At 70.9% G+C, this 14,726-nt stretch carries 10 protein-coding genes and 1 riboswitch; of the genes, 3 read left to right on the top strand and 7 right to left on the bottom strand.

Annotated features, from left to right (window positions below):
* Positions 1–160: 160 nt before the first annotated feature.
* The 7 genes from HRL51_RS00640 to HRL51_RS00610 all read right to left on the bottom strand — a co-directional run bounded on the left by HRL51_RS00640 (position 161) and on the right by HRL51_RS00610 (position 9,926).
* Complete coding sequence (locus HRL51_RS00640; protein WP_244960193.1) at positions 161–1,987, bottom strand: dipeptide ABC transporter ATP-binding protein; 1,827 nt, start codon at positions 1,985–1,987, stop codon at positions 161–163.
* Positions 1,987–3,663 (bottom strand): ABC transporter substrate-binding protein, encoded by a 1,677-nt coding sequence (locus HRL51_RS00635; RefSeq protein ID WP_172120561.1) that lies wholly within the window; start codon positions 3,661–3,663, stop codon positions 1,987–1,989. Before HRL51_RS00635 ends, HRL51_RS00640 begins: the two co-directional genes overlap by 1 nt.
* A 205-nt stretch (positions 3,664–3,868) precedes the next feature.
* Entirely contained in the window at positions 3,869–4,855 is a 987-nt protein-coding gene (locus tag HRL51_RS00630) for an ABC transporter permease (RefSeq protein ID WP_172192843.1), read from the bottom strand.
* The gene (locus tag HRL51_RS00625; protein WP_172192845.1) at positions 4,852–5,910 is read right to left on the bottom strand and encodes an ABC transporter permease; all 1,059 of its coding nucleotides are present in this window, start codon (positions 5,908–5,910) and stop codon (positions 4,852–4,854) included. Before HRL51_RS00625 ends, HRL51_RS00630 begins: the two co-directional genes overlap by 4 nt.
* 274 nt (positions 5,911–6,184) lie before the next feature.
* Positions 6,185–6,997 (bottom strand): ABC transporter ATP-binding protein, encoded by an 813-nt coding sequence (locus tag HRL51_RS00620; RefSeq protein WP_172192847.1) that lies wholly within the window; start codon positions 6,995–6,997, stop codon positions 6,185–6,187.
* The gene (locus HRL51_RS00615; RefSeq protein WP_218957640.1) at positions 6,994–8,802 is read right to left on the bottom strand and encodes an ABC transporter permease; all 1,809 of its coding nucleotides are present in this window, start codon (positions 8,800–8,802) and stop codon (positions 6,994–6,996) included. Before HRL51_RS00615 ends, HRL51_RS00620 begins: the two co-directional genes overlap by 4 nt.
* Positions 8,799–9,926 carry a thiamine ABC transporter substrate-binding protein gene (locus HRL51_RS00610; RefSeq protein ID WP_172192849.1) on the bottom strand — a complete coding sequence of 376 codons (1,128 nt, stop codon included), beginning with the start codon at positions 9,924–9,926 and terminating at the stop codon, positions 8,799–8,801. The genes HRL51_RS00615 and HRL51_RS00610 overlap by 4 nt, the downstream gene beginning before the upstream one ends.
* Before the next feature lie 58 nt (positions 9,927–9,984).
* Positions 9,985–10,089, bottom strand: a riboswitch (TPP riboswitch).
* A 218-nt stretch (positions 10,090–10,307) separates the two neighbouring features.
* Between HRL51_RS00610 and HRL51_RS00605 the strand changes: the two genes are divergently transcribed.
* The 3 genes from HRL51_RS00605 (at position 10,308) to HRL51_RS00595 (ending at position 14,713) form a co-directional block, all read left to right on the top strand.
* The gene (locus HRL51_RS00605; RefSeq protein ID WP_172120566.1) at positions 10,308–10,610 is read left to right on the top strand and encodes a DUF4235 domain-containing protein; all 303 of its coding nucleotides are present in this window, start codon (positions 10,308–10,310) and stop codon (positions 10,608–10,610) included.
* Positions 10,611–10,673: 63 nt separating this feature from the next.
* On the top strand, positions 10,674–13,172 hold the full coding sequence (locus tag HRL51_RS00600; protein WP_172192851.1) for a (Fe-S)-binding protein: 2,499 nt from the start codon (positions 10,674–10,676) through the stop codon (positions 13,170–13,172).
* A gap of 242 nt (positions 13,173–13,414) precedes the next feature.
* Positions 13,415–14,713 carry an MFS transporter gene (locus HRL51_RS00595; protein WP_172120568.1) on the top strand — a complete coding sequence of 433 codons (1,299 nt, stop codon included), beginning with the start codon at positions 13,415–13,417 and terminating at the stop codon, positions 14,711–14,713.
* Positions 14,714–14,726: the final 13 nt, after the last annotated feature.

Below are 14,726 nucleotides of genomic sequence, written 5' to 3'. Positions count from 1 at the left end.
CTCTCAGCTCAGGTCAGGTTCAGCGCAGGCAGTCCGGCAGATCCTGCCAGGGACCAGCCCGCTTGTCCTCCATGGTCCCCGACCTGGTCGCCCGTGACCCGAGATTCCCCCGGAGGCGAAAGCACCGGGCGTGAGACCACACCGTCGTCAGCCCCGGCAGTCAGGCGGCTCGCAGCTCGCGACGCCTCGCCTGCACGTCAGGGTCAGGCACCGGCACCGCAGCGACGAGCCGGCGTGTGTATTCCTCACACGGCCGAGCCAGCACCTGCTCGGTCACTCCCTCCTCGACCACGCGCCCGGCCGAGAGCACCACGGTGCGCCTGGCCACCGCGTCGACCACAGCCAGGTCGTGCGAGACGAAGAGGCAGGCGAATCCCAGCTCGGCCTGCAGGTCACGCAGCAGGTCGAGGACCACGGCCTGGACGCTGACGTCCAGGGCGCTGGTCGGCTCGTCGGCGATCACCAGGCGCGGGTCGAGCGCGAGCGCCCGGGCGATCGCCACACGCTGACGCTGACCACCACTCATCTCGTGCGGGTAACGGTCAGCCATGGACGCGGGCAGGCGCACGGCGTCGAGCAGCTCAGCCACCCGTGCCCGGCGCGCCGCAGAGTCGTACCCACCGTGGACCACCAGCGGCTCAGCGACGGAGGACCCCACCGTGCGCCGCGGGTTCAGGGAGGAGGCCGGGTTCTGGTAGACGACCCCGGTCGCACGCCGCGCCGGCAGCAGGGCCCGCCGCCCGGCCCCCGCGACCTCGACGCCGCACACACGCACCGACCCCGAAGCCACCGGCACCAGCCCCGTCAGGGTCCCGGCGATGGTGGACTTGCCCGAGCCGGACTCTCCCACGAGGCCCAGGACCTCCCCGGCGCCGATACTGAGGCTCACCCCGCGTACCGCGTGGACCGACCGCCGGCCGTTGCGGTAGACCACGTCGAGGTCCTTGATGACGACGACGTCCTCTCCCTCGTCCCTCTGCTGCGGCGCGCTCTCGCACGCCACCGCCTCGAAGGGGTTCTCCTGGCGCAGGGAGTCCAGGCGCGGGACCGCTGCCAGCAGCTCGCGCGTGTAGGGGTGGGACGGGGCGTGGAAGATCTCGCGCACGCTCCCGCGCTCGACGATCCGCCCCTGGCGCATGACGGCGACGTCGTCAGCCACGTCGGCGACCACCGCCATGTCATGGGTGATGAGCAGGACGGCGACGCCGCGCTCCGTCAGCGAGCGCAGCAGGTCCAGGATGCCGGCCTGGACCGTGACGTCCAGAGCGGTCGTGGGCTCGTCAGCGATGAGGACCGGCGGGTCGCAGGCCATGGCCAGGGCGATGCAGGCGCGCTGGAGCTGACCGCCGGAGAGCTGGTGGGGGTAGGAGCGGGCGATGCGCTCAGCCTGCTCGCCCTCGCCCAGACCCGCCAGCGCCAGCAGGCCCAGGACCCGGGCGTGCAGGTCACGCCTGGACAGGCGCCCCCGGCGAGGCTCGTGGGTACGCACCGCCTCACCCACCTGGGAAGCGATGGTCTCCAGCGGGTCCAGAGCCGTGGTCGGCTCCTGGAAGATCATGCCGGCGAGCCGGCCGCGCACGTCGTCCAGGACGCCGCGCCCGGCTCCCACCAGCTCGGTGCGCTGCTCGCCGTCACGCAGCAGGGCGCTGCCGCTGACGGTAGCGGTTGAGGGGAGGAGACCCAGGGCGCCCATGGCCGTGACCGACTTGCCCGATCCGGACTCGCCCACCAGGGCGAGCACGCGTCCAGGCAGGAGGTCAAGGTCGACGTCGGCGCTGGAGGGCACAGGGCTGCCAGCAAAGCTCACGCCGAGCCCCCGCAGGGACAGGGCCGGCACCTGGCCGAACCCCGTCGCCGCGGCCGAGGCGCCGCCGCCCAGGAGCGCCGACGACGACGCACCGGCCTGGCCGTCCGGCTCACCCGCGCCTGTCGAGCCGTGCGCAGCGTCCCGGACGGTCCCGGCGCCCTGGGTCTCCTCCTGGCTCATCAGGCGCTCACCCCGACGGTGAGGTAGCTCGGGTAGGCCGGGTAGGACTCGACGGAGAACCCGACCACGCCCGAGCCCGCCAGGAAGGAGTTGCGACGGTTGGCCAGGGGCACGACCGGCACGTCAGCCGCGATCTTCTTGTCCAGCTCCACCCACTGGGCCTGGGCCTGCGCGGTGTCCAGGGTCCCCAGGGCCTTCTCGATCGCCGCGTCCACCTCCGGGTTGGAGTAGCGACCCAGGTTGTAGCCGCCGTTGCCGATCTCCGAGGAGGCGAAGAGCGGCTGGATGTAGGCGCCGGCCGAGGGGAAGTCAGCGTTCCACGAGCCGATGACGAGGTCATAGGTCGAGCCATCGCCACGAGAGGCCCGCTCGGAGTAGGTCTCGGACTCCACCGGGTCGATGGTGACCTTGAGGCCCGCCTCGGTCAGGGACTGCGCCACGGCCTCGGCCACGGCCTGGTAGGCCGCCGAGTTGGCTGTCAGCAGGACCAGAGGGGGAACGTCCTTGGAGGCGAAGGTGGCCTGAGCCGCCTCAACGTCACTAGTAATACCCTCGTAGTCCTCACGCCCGGGGATACCGGGGGCGATGAGGGTCGTGGCCGCCTCAGCACCCAGCTCACCGCCCAGGGCGGAGACCACGGTGGCCTTGTCGACAGCCTGGGCGATCGCCGTACGCACCTCCAGGTCACTGACACGCTCGGTGTTGATCGCCAGGTACAGCAGCGGGCCGCCCTCAGGGGTGGTGGCCAGGCGGGCCTTGGCGTCCGGGTTGCCAGAGATCTGGGCGAGCTGGGCCGCCGCCACCAGGTCCGCGCCGAAGGCGTTGGCGTCCTCACCGGAGGAGGCGATGAGGCGCTGGGTGGCTGTGGACTCGTCCTGGCCCAGCTCGAAGACGATGGTGTCAGGCAGGGCCAGGCGGATGTCATCGGTGTCAGCAGACCACTTCTCGTTGCGCTCCAGGACCGCTGAGACACCGGTGGAGTACTCGGCCACCCGGTAGGGGCCGGAGGCCACAGGCTTGCGGGCGTAGGAGGAGGGGTCGTCCTTGTCCTGGGGAACCGGGGAGAAGGCCGGCTGAGCCACGATCCAGGGCCAGTCACCGTAGGCCTGCTTGAGGTGGAAGACGATCGTCTTGTCGTCCGGGGTCTCGACGGAGTCCAGGTGCGAGCCCTCGTAGGGGCCCTGGTACCCCTCAGCACCGGCCAGCAGGGTCTTGTGGTAGGTCAGGCCCCCGGCCAGGGAGGCGGCGAAGGAACGCTCCAGGCCGTACTTGATGTCTGCGCTGGTGATGGCGCTGCCGTCCTCGAAGGTCAGCCCCTCCTTGAGCGTGTAGGTCCACGCCAGACCGTTCTCGCTGACCGTACCGGTGTCGGTAGCCAGGTCCGGCACCACCTCGACGTCCGCACCCTCGGTGAGCCTCCACGTGGTCAGGCGGCGGTGGACCAGGGCTAGGGAGGTCATCGGCATCGACTGGCTCTTGGCGGGGTCCCAGTTGATGTCGGTGGAGGAGGTGAGGATCTTCAGGGTGCCGCCCGCACTGGCCGTAGCCTCGGTGCTGGCTGCCGGGCTGGAGGCGGAGCGCTGGTTGGCCCCGCAGGCGGCGAGCGTCAGGGCGAGGGCGGACATGCCCGCGCCGGCAAGGAGGTTGCGACGGCTGAGGGTGAAGGTTCGTGCCATGGTGGTGCTCTTTTCCTACAGGGGACGCAGCCCTTGGCTGCGTGTTCTTTGTGGTCCCGGCCCGCAGGCCGGGGGCTTGTGGTCCGACGGCGAGGGCCGCCGTCGGCAGCGGGCTCAGGTCAGCCCGTGGCCGGGACCGGTTGGTCCGGCCGCTGCCCGGCCGCGGCCGGTAGGCCGACGGCGCAGGCCAGCTGCGTCGTCGTTCTCAGACCCGTGGGTCAATGAGAGCGGCGAAGGCGTCGACGAGGAGGTTGGCGATGATGACGAAGGTGGCGGCCACGAGCGTGACCCCCATGACCACGGGCACGTCGACCGTGCCCACGGCGTCCATGAGCAGGGCGCCCAGGCCCTGCATGGAGAAGACCCGCTCGGTGATGACGGCGCCACCCAGCATGGAGCCCAGGTCCAGGGCGAAGTAGGTGACCACCGGCAGGGAGATGTTGCGCATGACGTGGCGGCCGATGACCCGCTTCTCAGGCAGCCCCACGGCCCGGGCGGTGCGCACGTAGTCCTCGCCCATGTTCTCCAGCATCTCGCCACGCACCATGCGGGCGTAGACCGCAGCGGAGATCAGCGCCAGCACCGTCCAGGGCAGGATGAGGTGCCAGGCCCAGTCCACCGGGCTCTGGCTCAGCGGCACGTAGCCGGAGACCGGGACCATGTCCAAGGTGAAGCCGAACAGCAGGATGCCCAGCAGGCCCAGGAGGTAGGAGGGGGCTGAGACCCCGAAGACCGTCCCCGTCATGATGAAGCGGTCCAGGCGCGAGCCTCGGCGCAGTGCTGAGATGACGCCCGCGCCCACGCCCACGACGAGCCACAGGACGGCGGCGCCGACCGCGATGGAGGCGGTCACCGGGAGCCGGGAGGCCACGAGCTCGGTGACCGGGGTGGACAGGCGGAAGGAGTAGCCCAGGCAGGGGGCCGAGCAGACCACGGCGCTGGCGCCCTGGCCAAAGGTCCGGCCCTGGACGATACCCACGAGGTAGTGCCAGAACTGGGTGTACCAGGGCTGGTCATACCCCATGAACTCACGCGCCCGCTGGAGGTTGTCCGGGGTGCAGGGCTTGCCGCACGCCAGTCCTGCCGGGTCCGAGGGCCACAGGGAGAAGATCGCGAAGGTGATGAAGGCGATGGCGACCAGGACCAGGAGGGTCTGGGCCAGGCGCGAGGCGAGGAAGCGCAGTCGGTTCATCGGTTCTCACCGGTCCTGGGGTCGAGGGCGTCACGCAGGCCGTCACCGAAGAGGTTGAAGGCCAGGGTGACCAGGAACAGGGCGGCGCCGGGGAAGAGGAGGTACCACGGGTCGGTGCTCACCCAGGTCACGGCGTTGCCGATGGACCGGCCCCATGAGGGGGTCGGTGGGGCCACACCCACACCCAGGAAGGACAGGGCGGCCTCGGCGGTGATCTTGCCGGGGATCGAGATCGTGGTGAAGACGATGATCGTGGCCACGAGGTTGGGCAGGACCTGGGTGAGCAGGACGTGCCCCTGGGAGGCTCCCATGGCGCGCGAGGCGCCGACGAAGGTGCGTCCGCGCAGGGCGAGTGTGCGGCTGCGCAGGACTCTCGCGGTGGAGGGCCATCCCAGGATCCCGATGATGAGGATCATGACAGGCACCCGCGGGGCGGTGGCCGGGATGATCGCCGAGATCGCGATCATGAAGACCAGGTGCGGAAATCCCAGGGTCACGTCGGTCAGACGGGAGACCAGGGCGTCCCACCAGCCACCGAAGTAGCCGGCGCTGAGCCCCAGCGCGATGGCGATGACCATGGACAGGACCGTGGCCCCCATGCCGATGGAGAAGGAGGTCCGGGTGCCCTCGACCACGACGGCGAACAGGTCGCGCCCGGTCTGGGGCTCGACGCCGAAGGGGTGGGCGGCACTCACACCACCGAGGCTGCCCAGCGGCAGGCCGGAGGAGTCCAGCGCCTCCAGGTCGTAGGTGTAGGGGTCCACGCCGACGAGCCGGGTGATGAGCGGTGCGAAGAGCGCCACCACGGTAGTCAGTACCACCACGACGGCGCCGAAGACGGCTCCCTTGTCACGGCGCAGCCGACGCAGCACGTGGCGCCAGCCGGTGGGGCGCTCGCCGACACGGTCCCGGTCCGCCGTCGGTGCTGCGGTGCCAGCCTGGCCACCGTGCACGGGGGCAGGAGCCTGGTCCCCAGACAGCGTCACCGAGGCACCCGGGGCGGTCTGCTCACCGGGTGTGGCGTTGTCCTGGGCGTCCTGGGAGGACAGGGGCACGAGGGCACCTCACGGGGGTCTTACGAGCGTCACCACGCTCTGGCGAATGGGTGTCAAGCTGCCGTCAGCGACAGCGACAACAACACATTCGCTTGGTCATGCGACCTGGACCTCTCCGTGGCGGGCGACGCCGGTTGCGGCGTCGTGATGACTGGCGAAACGTTAGCAGCGCCAGAAGTGGTTGACGAGTCATGTACTCATTTAGAGACAAGCGTCTCAGCCAGACGCCTCCTGCTGGCAACGCTCGCGCAGGCAGCGCCCGGTCTCAGGGGACTCACTCGCCGTCCGCCGGGACCCCGAGGAAGCGGGCGACCTGCGCAGAGCCGGGATGACGGCGCAGCTCGGCCATCGTCCCGGTCGCCAGGAGGCGCCCCGCCTCCATCACGCCCACGCGGTCAGCGACCGTGGCGGCCTCGGCGTGGTCGTGAGTGACGTAGAGGGCGGTGGTGCCCTGTCCTGTCAGGATACGTCGCAGATCCTGGGCCAGCTGCTCGCGCATGGTGCGGTCCAGGGCGCTGAGCGGCTCGTCCAGCAGCAGCAGGCGCGGACGCGGGGCCAGGGCCCTGGCCAGGGCGACGCGCTGGGCCTGGCCTCCGGACAGGGTCGTGACCTCCCGCGCGCCGTAGCCGGACAGCCCCACCAGGGCCAGCACCTCCTCCACCCGCTCACGTCGCTGGGCGCGTGGCACCCCGGCCAGCCCGTAGGCGACGTTGCCGGCCACGTCCCGGAAGGGGAAGAGCTGACCGTCCTGGAACATGAGTCCGAAGCCGCGCCTGTGGACCGGTAGGGCGACGACGTCGTCGCCGTCCCAGCAGATCTCGCCACCGGCCAGGTCCTCCAGCCCGGCCACGGCCCGCAGCAGGGAGGACTTCCCACAGCCTGAGGGGCCGAGCAGCGCCACCACCTCCCCGCGGGACACCGTGAGGCTGACGCCGTCGACGGCGCGGACCGGGCCGTCGACGGGCCCGGACCGTCGCCGACCGGCCGGAGCCGGGTAGACGACGTCCAGGTCACGTACCTCCAGGCCGGCGCCTGCGGCGGCTGCCTGCGGTACCCGTCCGTCAGGGGCACCCACGGTCGAGCTCATACGGTCTCCTTCTCGCTGCGCACCGTGACCGCCTCACGGCTGCGCCGCAGGTGCGTGGTCTGCGCCCGCTCGCAGGCGAGCATGATCGCGGCCGTCCCCGCGGCCAGCACGACGCCGGCCGCCAGGCCCATCCCCTGGTTCTGGGCCCCCGGGGACCCGATGAGCCGGTAGAGGACCACGGGCAGGGTAGGGGTCTGGGGCCGTGCCAGGAACGACGTCGCCCCGAACTCACCCAGGCTCGTGGCCAGCGCGAAACCTGCAGCGAGCCCCGCGGCCCGCAGCAGGTGCGGGCCGTCCACCGTGGCCAGCACCCGTCCGGGTCCGGCACCCAGGGCGGCAGCAGCCTCGCGCTGGCGCGGGTCGATCGCTCGCAGGGCCGGCAGCAGCGTCCGCACCACCAGCGGCACCGCCACCACGGCCTGGGCCAGCGGCAGGACCCACCAGCTACGGGTCAGGGCCAGGGGCGGGCGGGTCAGCGTGATGAGGAAGCCGAAGCCGACCGTCACCGCAGAGACCCCCAGCGGCAGCATGAAGACCGAGTCGAGGACGACGACGCCACGCCTGAGCCAGGGCGAGCGTGGCCGCCGGGAGACCACGAGGCTGACCGCCGTGCCGACTGCGAGGGCGATCGCCGCGGCGGCCAGCGCCACCCGCAGCGAGTTGCCGGCTGCCTCCCACACGGTGACGAGCAGGGCGTTGCGGCCTCCTGTCGTGGACAGGTCGGTGTAGTTGGCCAGGGTCCAGCGCCCGGCCCGCCGCAGGGAGCGTGCCAGGAGGACGACGACGGGGCCGACGAGCAGCCCGGCCACCACGGCCAGGGTCAGGGCGAGGGCCGGCAGGTCACCAGGGCGCAGGCGCGTGGCCGGCACGTCCAGGTGGAGCCGCAACGAGGCCTGAGAGGCAGCACGAGCCCGCTCGGCCAGCCACAGCACGGCCGCGATGACGAGCAGCTGGACGACTGAGAGGACGGCCGCCGCACGCAGGTCGAGGTACTGGGCGGTCAGGACGTAGATCTCAGTCTCGATGGTACCGATGCCGGTGCCCCCCAGGACCAGGACCACCCCGTAGGCCGTGGCGCAGAAGAGGAAGGTCAGGCAGGCGGCAGCCGCGATCGTGGGGACGAGGCTGGGCAGGGTGACGGTGCGGAAGGCGCGCCAGGGGGAGGCACCCAGCGTGCGCGCCGCCTCCACGGCGCGCGGGTCGAGCCGGGACCACATGGTCCCCACCGTGCGCACCACGAGCCCGTAGTTGAAGAAGACCAGCGCGGCGACGACGGTGATGACCGAGCCGTCCAGGGCACCGTCGGCCACGCCTCCGAGCGGGCCACCACGGGTGACCATCGCGTGGAAGGCGATGCCGACGACGACGCTCGGCAGGACGAAGGGAACGGTCACCACCGCCCTCAGCAGGTCCCGGCCCGGGAAACGGCGGCGGTAGAGCACGCAGGCGCCGGGGACGCCCAGCAGGACGCAGATCGCGGTGGCGGCTCCCGCCTGGAGCAGGGTCTGGCGGATGATGCGCCAGGTGCGCGGGCGCGCCAGGACCTCGGCAAAGCCAGACAGGTCCAGGCTGCCCTCGGGCGCCAGCCCTCTGGCCATCAGGCTGGCCACGGGCCAGGCGAAGAAGACGGCCAGGAAGACGACCGGCAGCACCACGGCGAGGGTCCAGCCCAGGCGCTGGGCCGTCGTCGTCCGAGGGCCGCGCCGGGGGCGACGAGGGCCGCGGCACAGGTCCCGACCGCGCCGTGCCGACCCGGCCTGCGGCACACGGGCAGGCCGGCGGTCGGAGCCGGGCGAGGCGCTCACGCGCCGACAGCCTCCGTCCAGGTGGCCAGCCACGCCTCGCGGTTGGCTGCGATCGCGTCCGCCTCGACGGTGATCGGCGAGTCAGAGACCTGCCCGAAGGCCATGATGTCCTTGCTCAGCGTAGCCTCGGGGTTGACTGGGTACATGTACATGTTGTCCGGGATCGAGGTCTGGACGTCGGCAGACAGCATCCACTCGATAAACGCCTTGGCGCCCTCGGGGTTGGCACCGCCAGCCAGCGCGCCGGCGTACTCGACCTGGCGGAAGGCGGTGGTCAGCACCGAGGCGGTGGAGGAGGAGGTGCCGTCCTCACTGACCGTGGCGGCTGGCGACGAGGAGTAGGACACGACGATCGGGTAGGTGCCGCCCTCGCCGCCGCCGGAGAAGTCGGTGTAGTAGGCGTCGGTCCAGCCCTCGTCGATCTTGGCGCCGTTGGCCACCAGATCCTTCCAGTAGCCGGCGAAGCCGTCCTCACCGAAGTGGCCGATCGTGGCCAGGAGGAAGGCCAGGCCCGTGGACGAGGTCGAGGGGTTGATAGCGACGAAGAGGTCCTTGTAGTCCTCCTTGGTCAGGTCCTCGAAGGTGGCCGGCGGGGTCAGTCCCTTGTCGGCGAACCAGGCGGTGTCGACGTTGAGGCAGACCTCGCCGAAGTCGATAGGGGTCAGGGCCGGGGTGGAGCCGACGACGTACTGCTCCGCCTCTCCCGGCAGGGTGACGGTGACCGAGGTGTCGATGACGCCCTCGTCCAGGGCACGGGAGGCGAAGGTGTTGTCGATCCCGAAGACGGCGTCCCCGAGCGGGGCGTCCTTGGTCAGGACCAGCTTGTTCACCAGCTCGCCGGCGTCGCCGCTGGGGACGATCTCCAGGGTGTACCCGGTGTCCTTCTCGAAGGCGGCCACGAGCTCGTCGGGGACGTGGAAGGAGTCGTGGGTGAGCACGGTGACCTTCCTGCCGGAGCCTGCTCCTGCTGCCTGGCTGGAGGTGGAGGAGGCGGTGCCACCCGCTTTCTTCGAGCCGCAGGCGGCCAGGCTCGCTCCGACGGCACCTAGGCCCAGGGCACCCAGGACCTGGCGGCGGGTGGGGGTGAGGACACGGTGGGTGATGGGGTGGGTAGCCTGAGGCATGTGTGGAGTCTCCTGGATAGGTGTCAGGAGGGCCCGCGCACACGGTGGCTCCGCGAGCGCGGGGAGAAGCTCGACTTCCTTCGCCGGTGCGAACCGGAGCAGGTTCGAGGGTCTGCAGTCTTCTGCACTCTCAGCGCCCAACGGCGCTCCCCTGTCGTAGGGCAGAGTCTAGCCCGTACCACGGTGGTGCGGGCAAACGGGGGTATCCCGGGTGAGCGAGTGCGCGGCTGGCCGTCAGGAGCGACAGCACCCGAGCTGTCACCAGCCGGGCTACGCAGGTGCGTGGCCGGTCGGCCTTCCCACTCCCCTGCGGTGCCCGCAGACCCAGGTAGGATCGCGTCAGCACAGCCGTGCGCGTCACCGACGACTCTGGGAGGACCTATGTCACGCACCCCCTCCGCTGGCATCGCCTGGCAGGCGACTGCCGCGCTGACCACCCTGGCCGCAGGCTTCCTGGCTGACCGTGCGATCCGCACCGCCTGGCGCAAGGGCAGCGGCAAGCCTGTCCCCACCGACGAGGACCTGCTGGACACCCCGGTCTTCCAGGTCGTCGCCTTCGCTGCGGTGTCCGGGGCGATCGCCGCCGTCGTCCAGCAGCTGAGCCTGCGCAAGGCCGCCGCCTGGTACGGCGGGCAGGACTTCAACCCGCTGCGCCCCCAGACCATCGAGACGATCAAGGACTGACCTGCAGCGCGGGTCTCCTGCCCCGCACGCGAGGACGTCGTACCCCCTGAGTAGGCTGGCGGCATGACCTCCTTGATGATCCTGCGCCTGGTGTGCGCGGCCGTCGTCTGCGCCTTCACGGTCGTCGGCGTCGTCCTGTTCGCACGCGCCTGCCTCGTCATCATCGCCCGGATGCGCCTGGGGCGCCCTGCCCCGGACCGTCACGAGCGCCCCTGGCACCGCACCGTCGTCATGCTCGGTGAGGTGCTGGGCCACACGTCCTTCCGCGGCCGGCCCTGGATCCGGGTGGCCCACTGGCTGGTGATGGTCAGCTTCCCGCTGCTCGCCCTCACCCTGGTCACCGGCTACGGGCAGGTGCTGGCCGGCCCTTCCTTCACCCTGCCGTGGCTGGACCAGCAGGCCTGGTGGAGCTGGGTCGTAGAGGGGATCGCCTGGCTGAGCCTGGCAGGAATCGTCGGGCTCAGCCTCGTGCGCCGTCGTCTCACCGCCGGTGGCGCTGCCCGCCCGCCCTTCGACGCCACGAGCGAGGCGGGTACGCGCACCCGATCACCCCGTTTCTCCGGCTCCTCGGCCGGGCAGGCCGTCTTCGTCGAGGCCGTGGTCCTCATCGTCGTCGCCTGCGTCCTGGTGCTGCGGATGCTGGAGGTCACCCACCTGCGTCTGACCGAGCCCGGATCACCGCTCGGCTCCTGGTCGCACTACCCGCTGACCGTCTGGGCCGCTTCCGCTCTCAGCCGTCTCGGCGTCGCCGGGGTCGAGGCTGCGACGGTCGCCGTGGCCACGGTCAAGGTCGTGGTCTCCATGAGCTGGATGGTCGTGATCGGGCTACAGCCGTCCATGGGCGTGGCCTGGCACCGCTTCCTGGCCGTCGTCAACGTCTGGGCGCGCCGGGACACGGCCAAGGCCCTGGGGCCTGCCAAGGAGCTGGTCTTTGACAACGCGCAGGGACAGCCGACGACTCTGACGGCCCAGACGCTGGACGACCTGGACGCCGCCATGGAGGCCGCCGAGGACCAGGACCGCGAAGTCACCCTGGGCGTGGGACGGATTGAGGACTTCACCTGGAAGGGGCTGCTGGACTTCTCCACCTGCACCGAGTGCGGACGCTGCCAGGACCTGTGCCCGGCGTGGAACACCGGCAAGCCCCTGTCTCCCAAGCTCTTCACGCTCGCTCTGCGCGACCACCACGCCGCGGCCGCCCCCTTCCTCCAGGCCGCGGCCCGCCTAGGTGTCAGCAGCCAGGAGGTCACCGACGAGCAGGCGGCTGCGCACGGCGGCATCCTGCGCGGCTCGCGGAGCAGACTGGCCGAGGGCTCGGCCCACACCCAGGACGTGCTCGGTACCCTACTGGCCGCCAAGGCCGCGCCTACCGACTCCGGCGTGGCCACCCAGCCCGCACCCCTGGCCGGTGAGGTGATTCCGGCCGAGGTCCTGTGGTCGTGCACCACCTGCGGGGCCTGCGTGGACCAGTGTCCGGTCGACATCGAGCACGTCGACCACATCATCGACCTGCGCCGTCAGCAGGTCCTCATGGAGTCTGCCTTCCCCAAGGAGCTGGGGCAGATGTTCCGCAAGATGGAGTCCAAGGGCAACCCGTGGGGCCTGGCCCCGCGCAAGCGCATGGAGTGGGCCAAGGACCTCGACTTCGAGGTACCGGTGGTCGGCGTCGACGTTGAGGACGCCAGCGAGGTGGACTACCTGTTCTGGGTCGGCTGCGCCGGCGCCTACGAGGACCGCGCCAAGAGGACCACCCGCGCCGTGGCCGAGCTGCTGCACACTGCCGGGGTCTCCTTCGCGGTCCTGGGAGACGCTGAGTCCTGCACCGGTGATCCGGCCAGGCGCGCCGGTAACGAGATCCTCTTCCAGATGCTGGCGGGACAGAACGTCGAGACCCTCAACGAGGTCAAGGCACACAGGATCGTGGTCACCTGCGCCCACTGCTTCAACACCTTGGCCCGTGAGTACCCCCAGGCGGGTGGGCACTACGAGGTCCTCCACCACACCCAGCTGCTGTCCCGCCTCGTGCGTGAGGGCAGGCTGCGCCCGGTCCCGGCCGGTGCCGCAGCACCACCCGTGGACACGGAGCAGGCGGCCACGAGCAGCGCAGGAACCGCGTCTGCTGGTCCAGCAGGCTCCGGCCGCTCCTCCCTGCAACCGTCTGGGCCTGGGGGACGTACCTCCCTGGCCCTGGCCACGCCGCCACCCACTGTCACCGTCCACGACGCCTGCTACCTGGGCCGGCACAACCAGGTCTACTCGCCCCCGCGCGAGCTGGTGGAGGCCACCGGGGCCCAGACCGTGGAGATGCCACGCAGCCGCGAGCGCTCCTTCTGCTGCGGCGGAGGCGGGGCACGAGCCTTCATGGAGGAGTCGATCGGGACGCGGATCGCTGTGGAGCGCTCACGCGAGGCGCTTGGTACCGGCGCCCAGGTCATCGCCACCGCCTGCCCCTTCTGCACCACCATGCTCTCTGACGGGGTGGCCAGCGAGGGCTCAGACGTGCGGGTCACGGACGTGGCCACCCTCATGCTGGAGGCCGTCCGGCGCGGGCAGGACGCCTGACTCGGGCACGTCCTGACCCGGGCGCTCCCTTCACGACCTGAGCCGCTGGCGGCGCCACCCATCCGGAACCGGGGACAGGGCTCGCCGTCCCTACCGTGCCTTGTCTCCAGGGATGGTGCGCGGTCCGTCTCCTGCTGCGTGAGCGTACTCATGCCACCTGAGGTGCTGACACGCCCCACCCGGTCCACTAGCGTTGTCCCTCGCTTACTGAATTCTTCCCTGCCACCTCGCAAGGAGTCCCCGTGGCTGACCATGGTCACGACGGCGGCCTGGGTGTCTACGTCTCCCTCCTGCGCCTGCCCCACGCTTCCCGCTCTGTCATCTCCGGCGTCATCGGTCAGTTCCCCTTCCCCTTCCTCGGGATGGGGCTTCTTATCGGCATCCGTGACGGCTACGGCTCCTACACGCTGGCCGGCGTCGTCTCCTCGGTCATGGCGCTGACCTCGGCCTTCACCGGCCCGGTGGTCGGGCGCCTGATCGACACCTACGGCCAGCGCCGCGTCGGACTGCCGCTCGCAGGCTTCTGGATCTTCTCGATCCTGTTCATGTCCGCCGCTCTCCACCTGCACTGGCCCTCATGGGTGATCGTGGCCGGTGGCGTGCTGCTGGGCACCTCGGTCCCCTACTCCTCCATGATTCGCGGCCGGTGGACCTACGTGCTACGCAAGCGGCCCGGCCAGCTCAACTCCGCGTTGTCCCTGACCAGCACGCTGGAGGAGATGATGTGGGTCATCGGCAACCCCACGGCCACGGTGCTCGCCACCTCCGTGGCGATGCTCTCTCCCATGGCCGCGGCCGTCGTCGCCATCCTCATCTCGATCTGGGGCTTCCTGCTCGACGACGCCATCGAGCCTCCGCCTACCGGCCGGCCGCGCCGGCGTGCCGCCCCCGCCGAGGTGCTGGAGGACGTGGCCGAGGCGGCGCCTGCTGGTAAGGAGCAGCTGTTCACCATCGGCTTTGTGGCGCTGCTCGCCATCCAGGTGGCCTACGGGGCCTTCATCGCCTCCACCAGCGTCTCGGTGGTGGCCCTGTCCGCAGAGCTGGGCACGCCAGGCCGAGCCGGCCTGGTGATCGCATGCTTCTCCGGCGCCTCCATGCTGGGAGCCGTCGGCTACGGAGCACGCGTGTGGACCTCGCCGCTGTGGATCCGCTTCTACGTCGGCATGACCGTCGTCGCGGCAGGGTCGGCCCTACTGCTGTTCACGCACTCGCTGGCCTCCGCCTCCGCCGTGCTCTTCGTCGCCGGTCTGGCTCAGGCGCCGACGGTCGTCAACGTCAACCAGCTGCTCATCTCCATGACGCCCTCCTCACGGTTCACCGAGGCCATGGCGATGCTCGGCGCCATGTTCGTCATCGGGATGGCGGCGTCCAACCTCCTCACCGGGCGCATGGTGGACGTGCTCGGCTCCCACGGTGGCATGCTGAGCCTGGCCGGCTTCGCGGTCTCTGCGCTCGTGATCGGGCTGATCGCGATGCGCCCTATCCGCAAGGCGACGACCCTTCCCTCCGTGCCCAAGGCGATCCTTGAGGGCGAGCAGTAGGAGGCAGGTCTGG

The sequence above is a fragment of the Actinomyces faecalis genome (assembly GCF_013184985.2).
Classification (GTDB): Bacteria; Actinomycetota; Actinomycetes; order Actinomycetales; family Actinomycetaceae; genus Actinomyces; species Actinomyces faecalis.
Note: the sequence above shows the minus strand (reverse complement) of the source record. Positions and strands in the feature narration are given on the sequence as shown.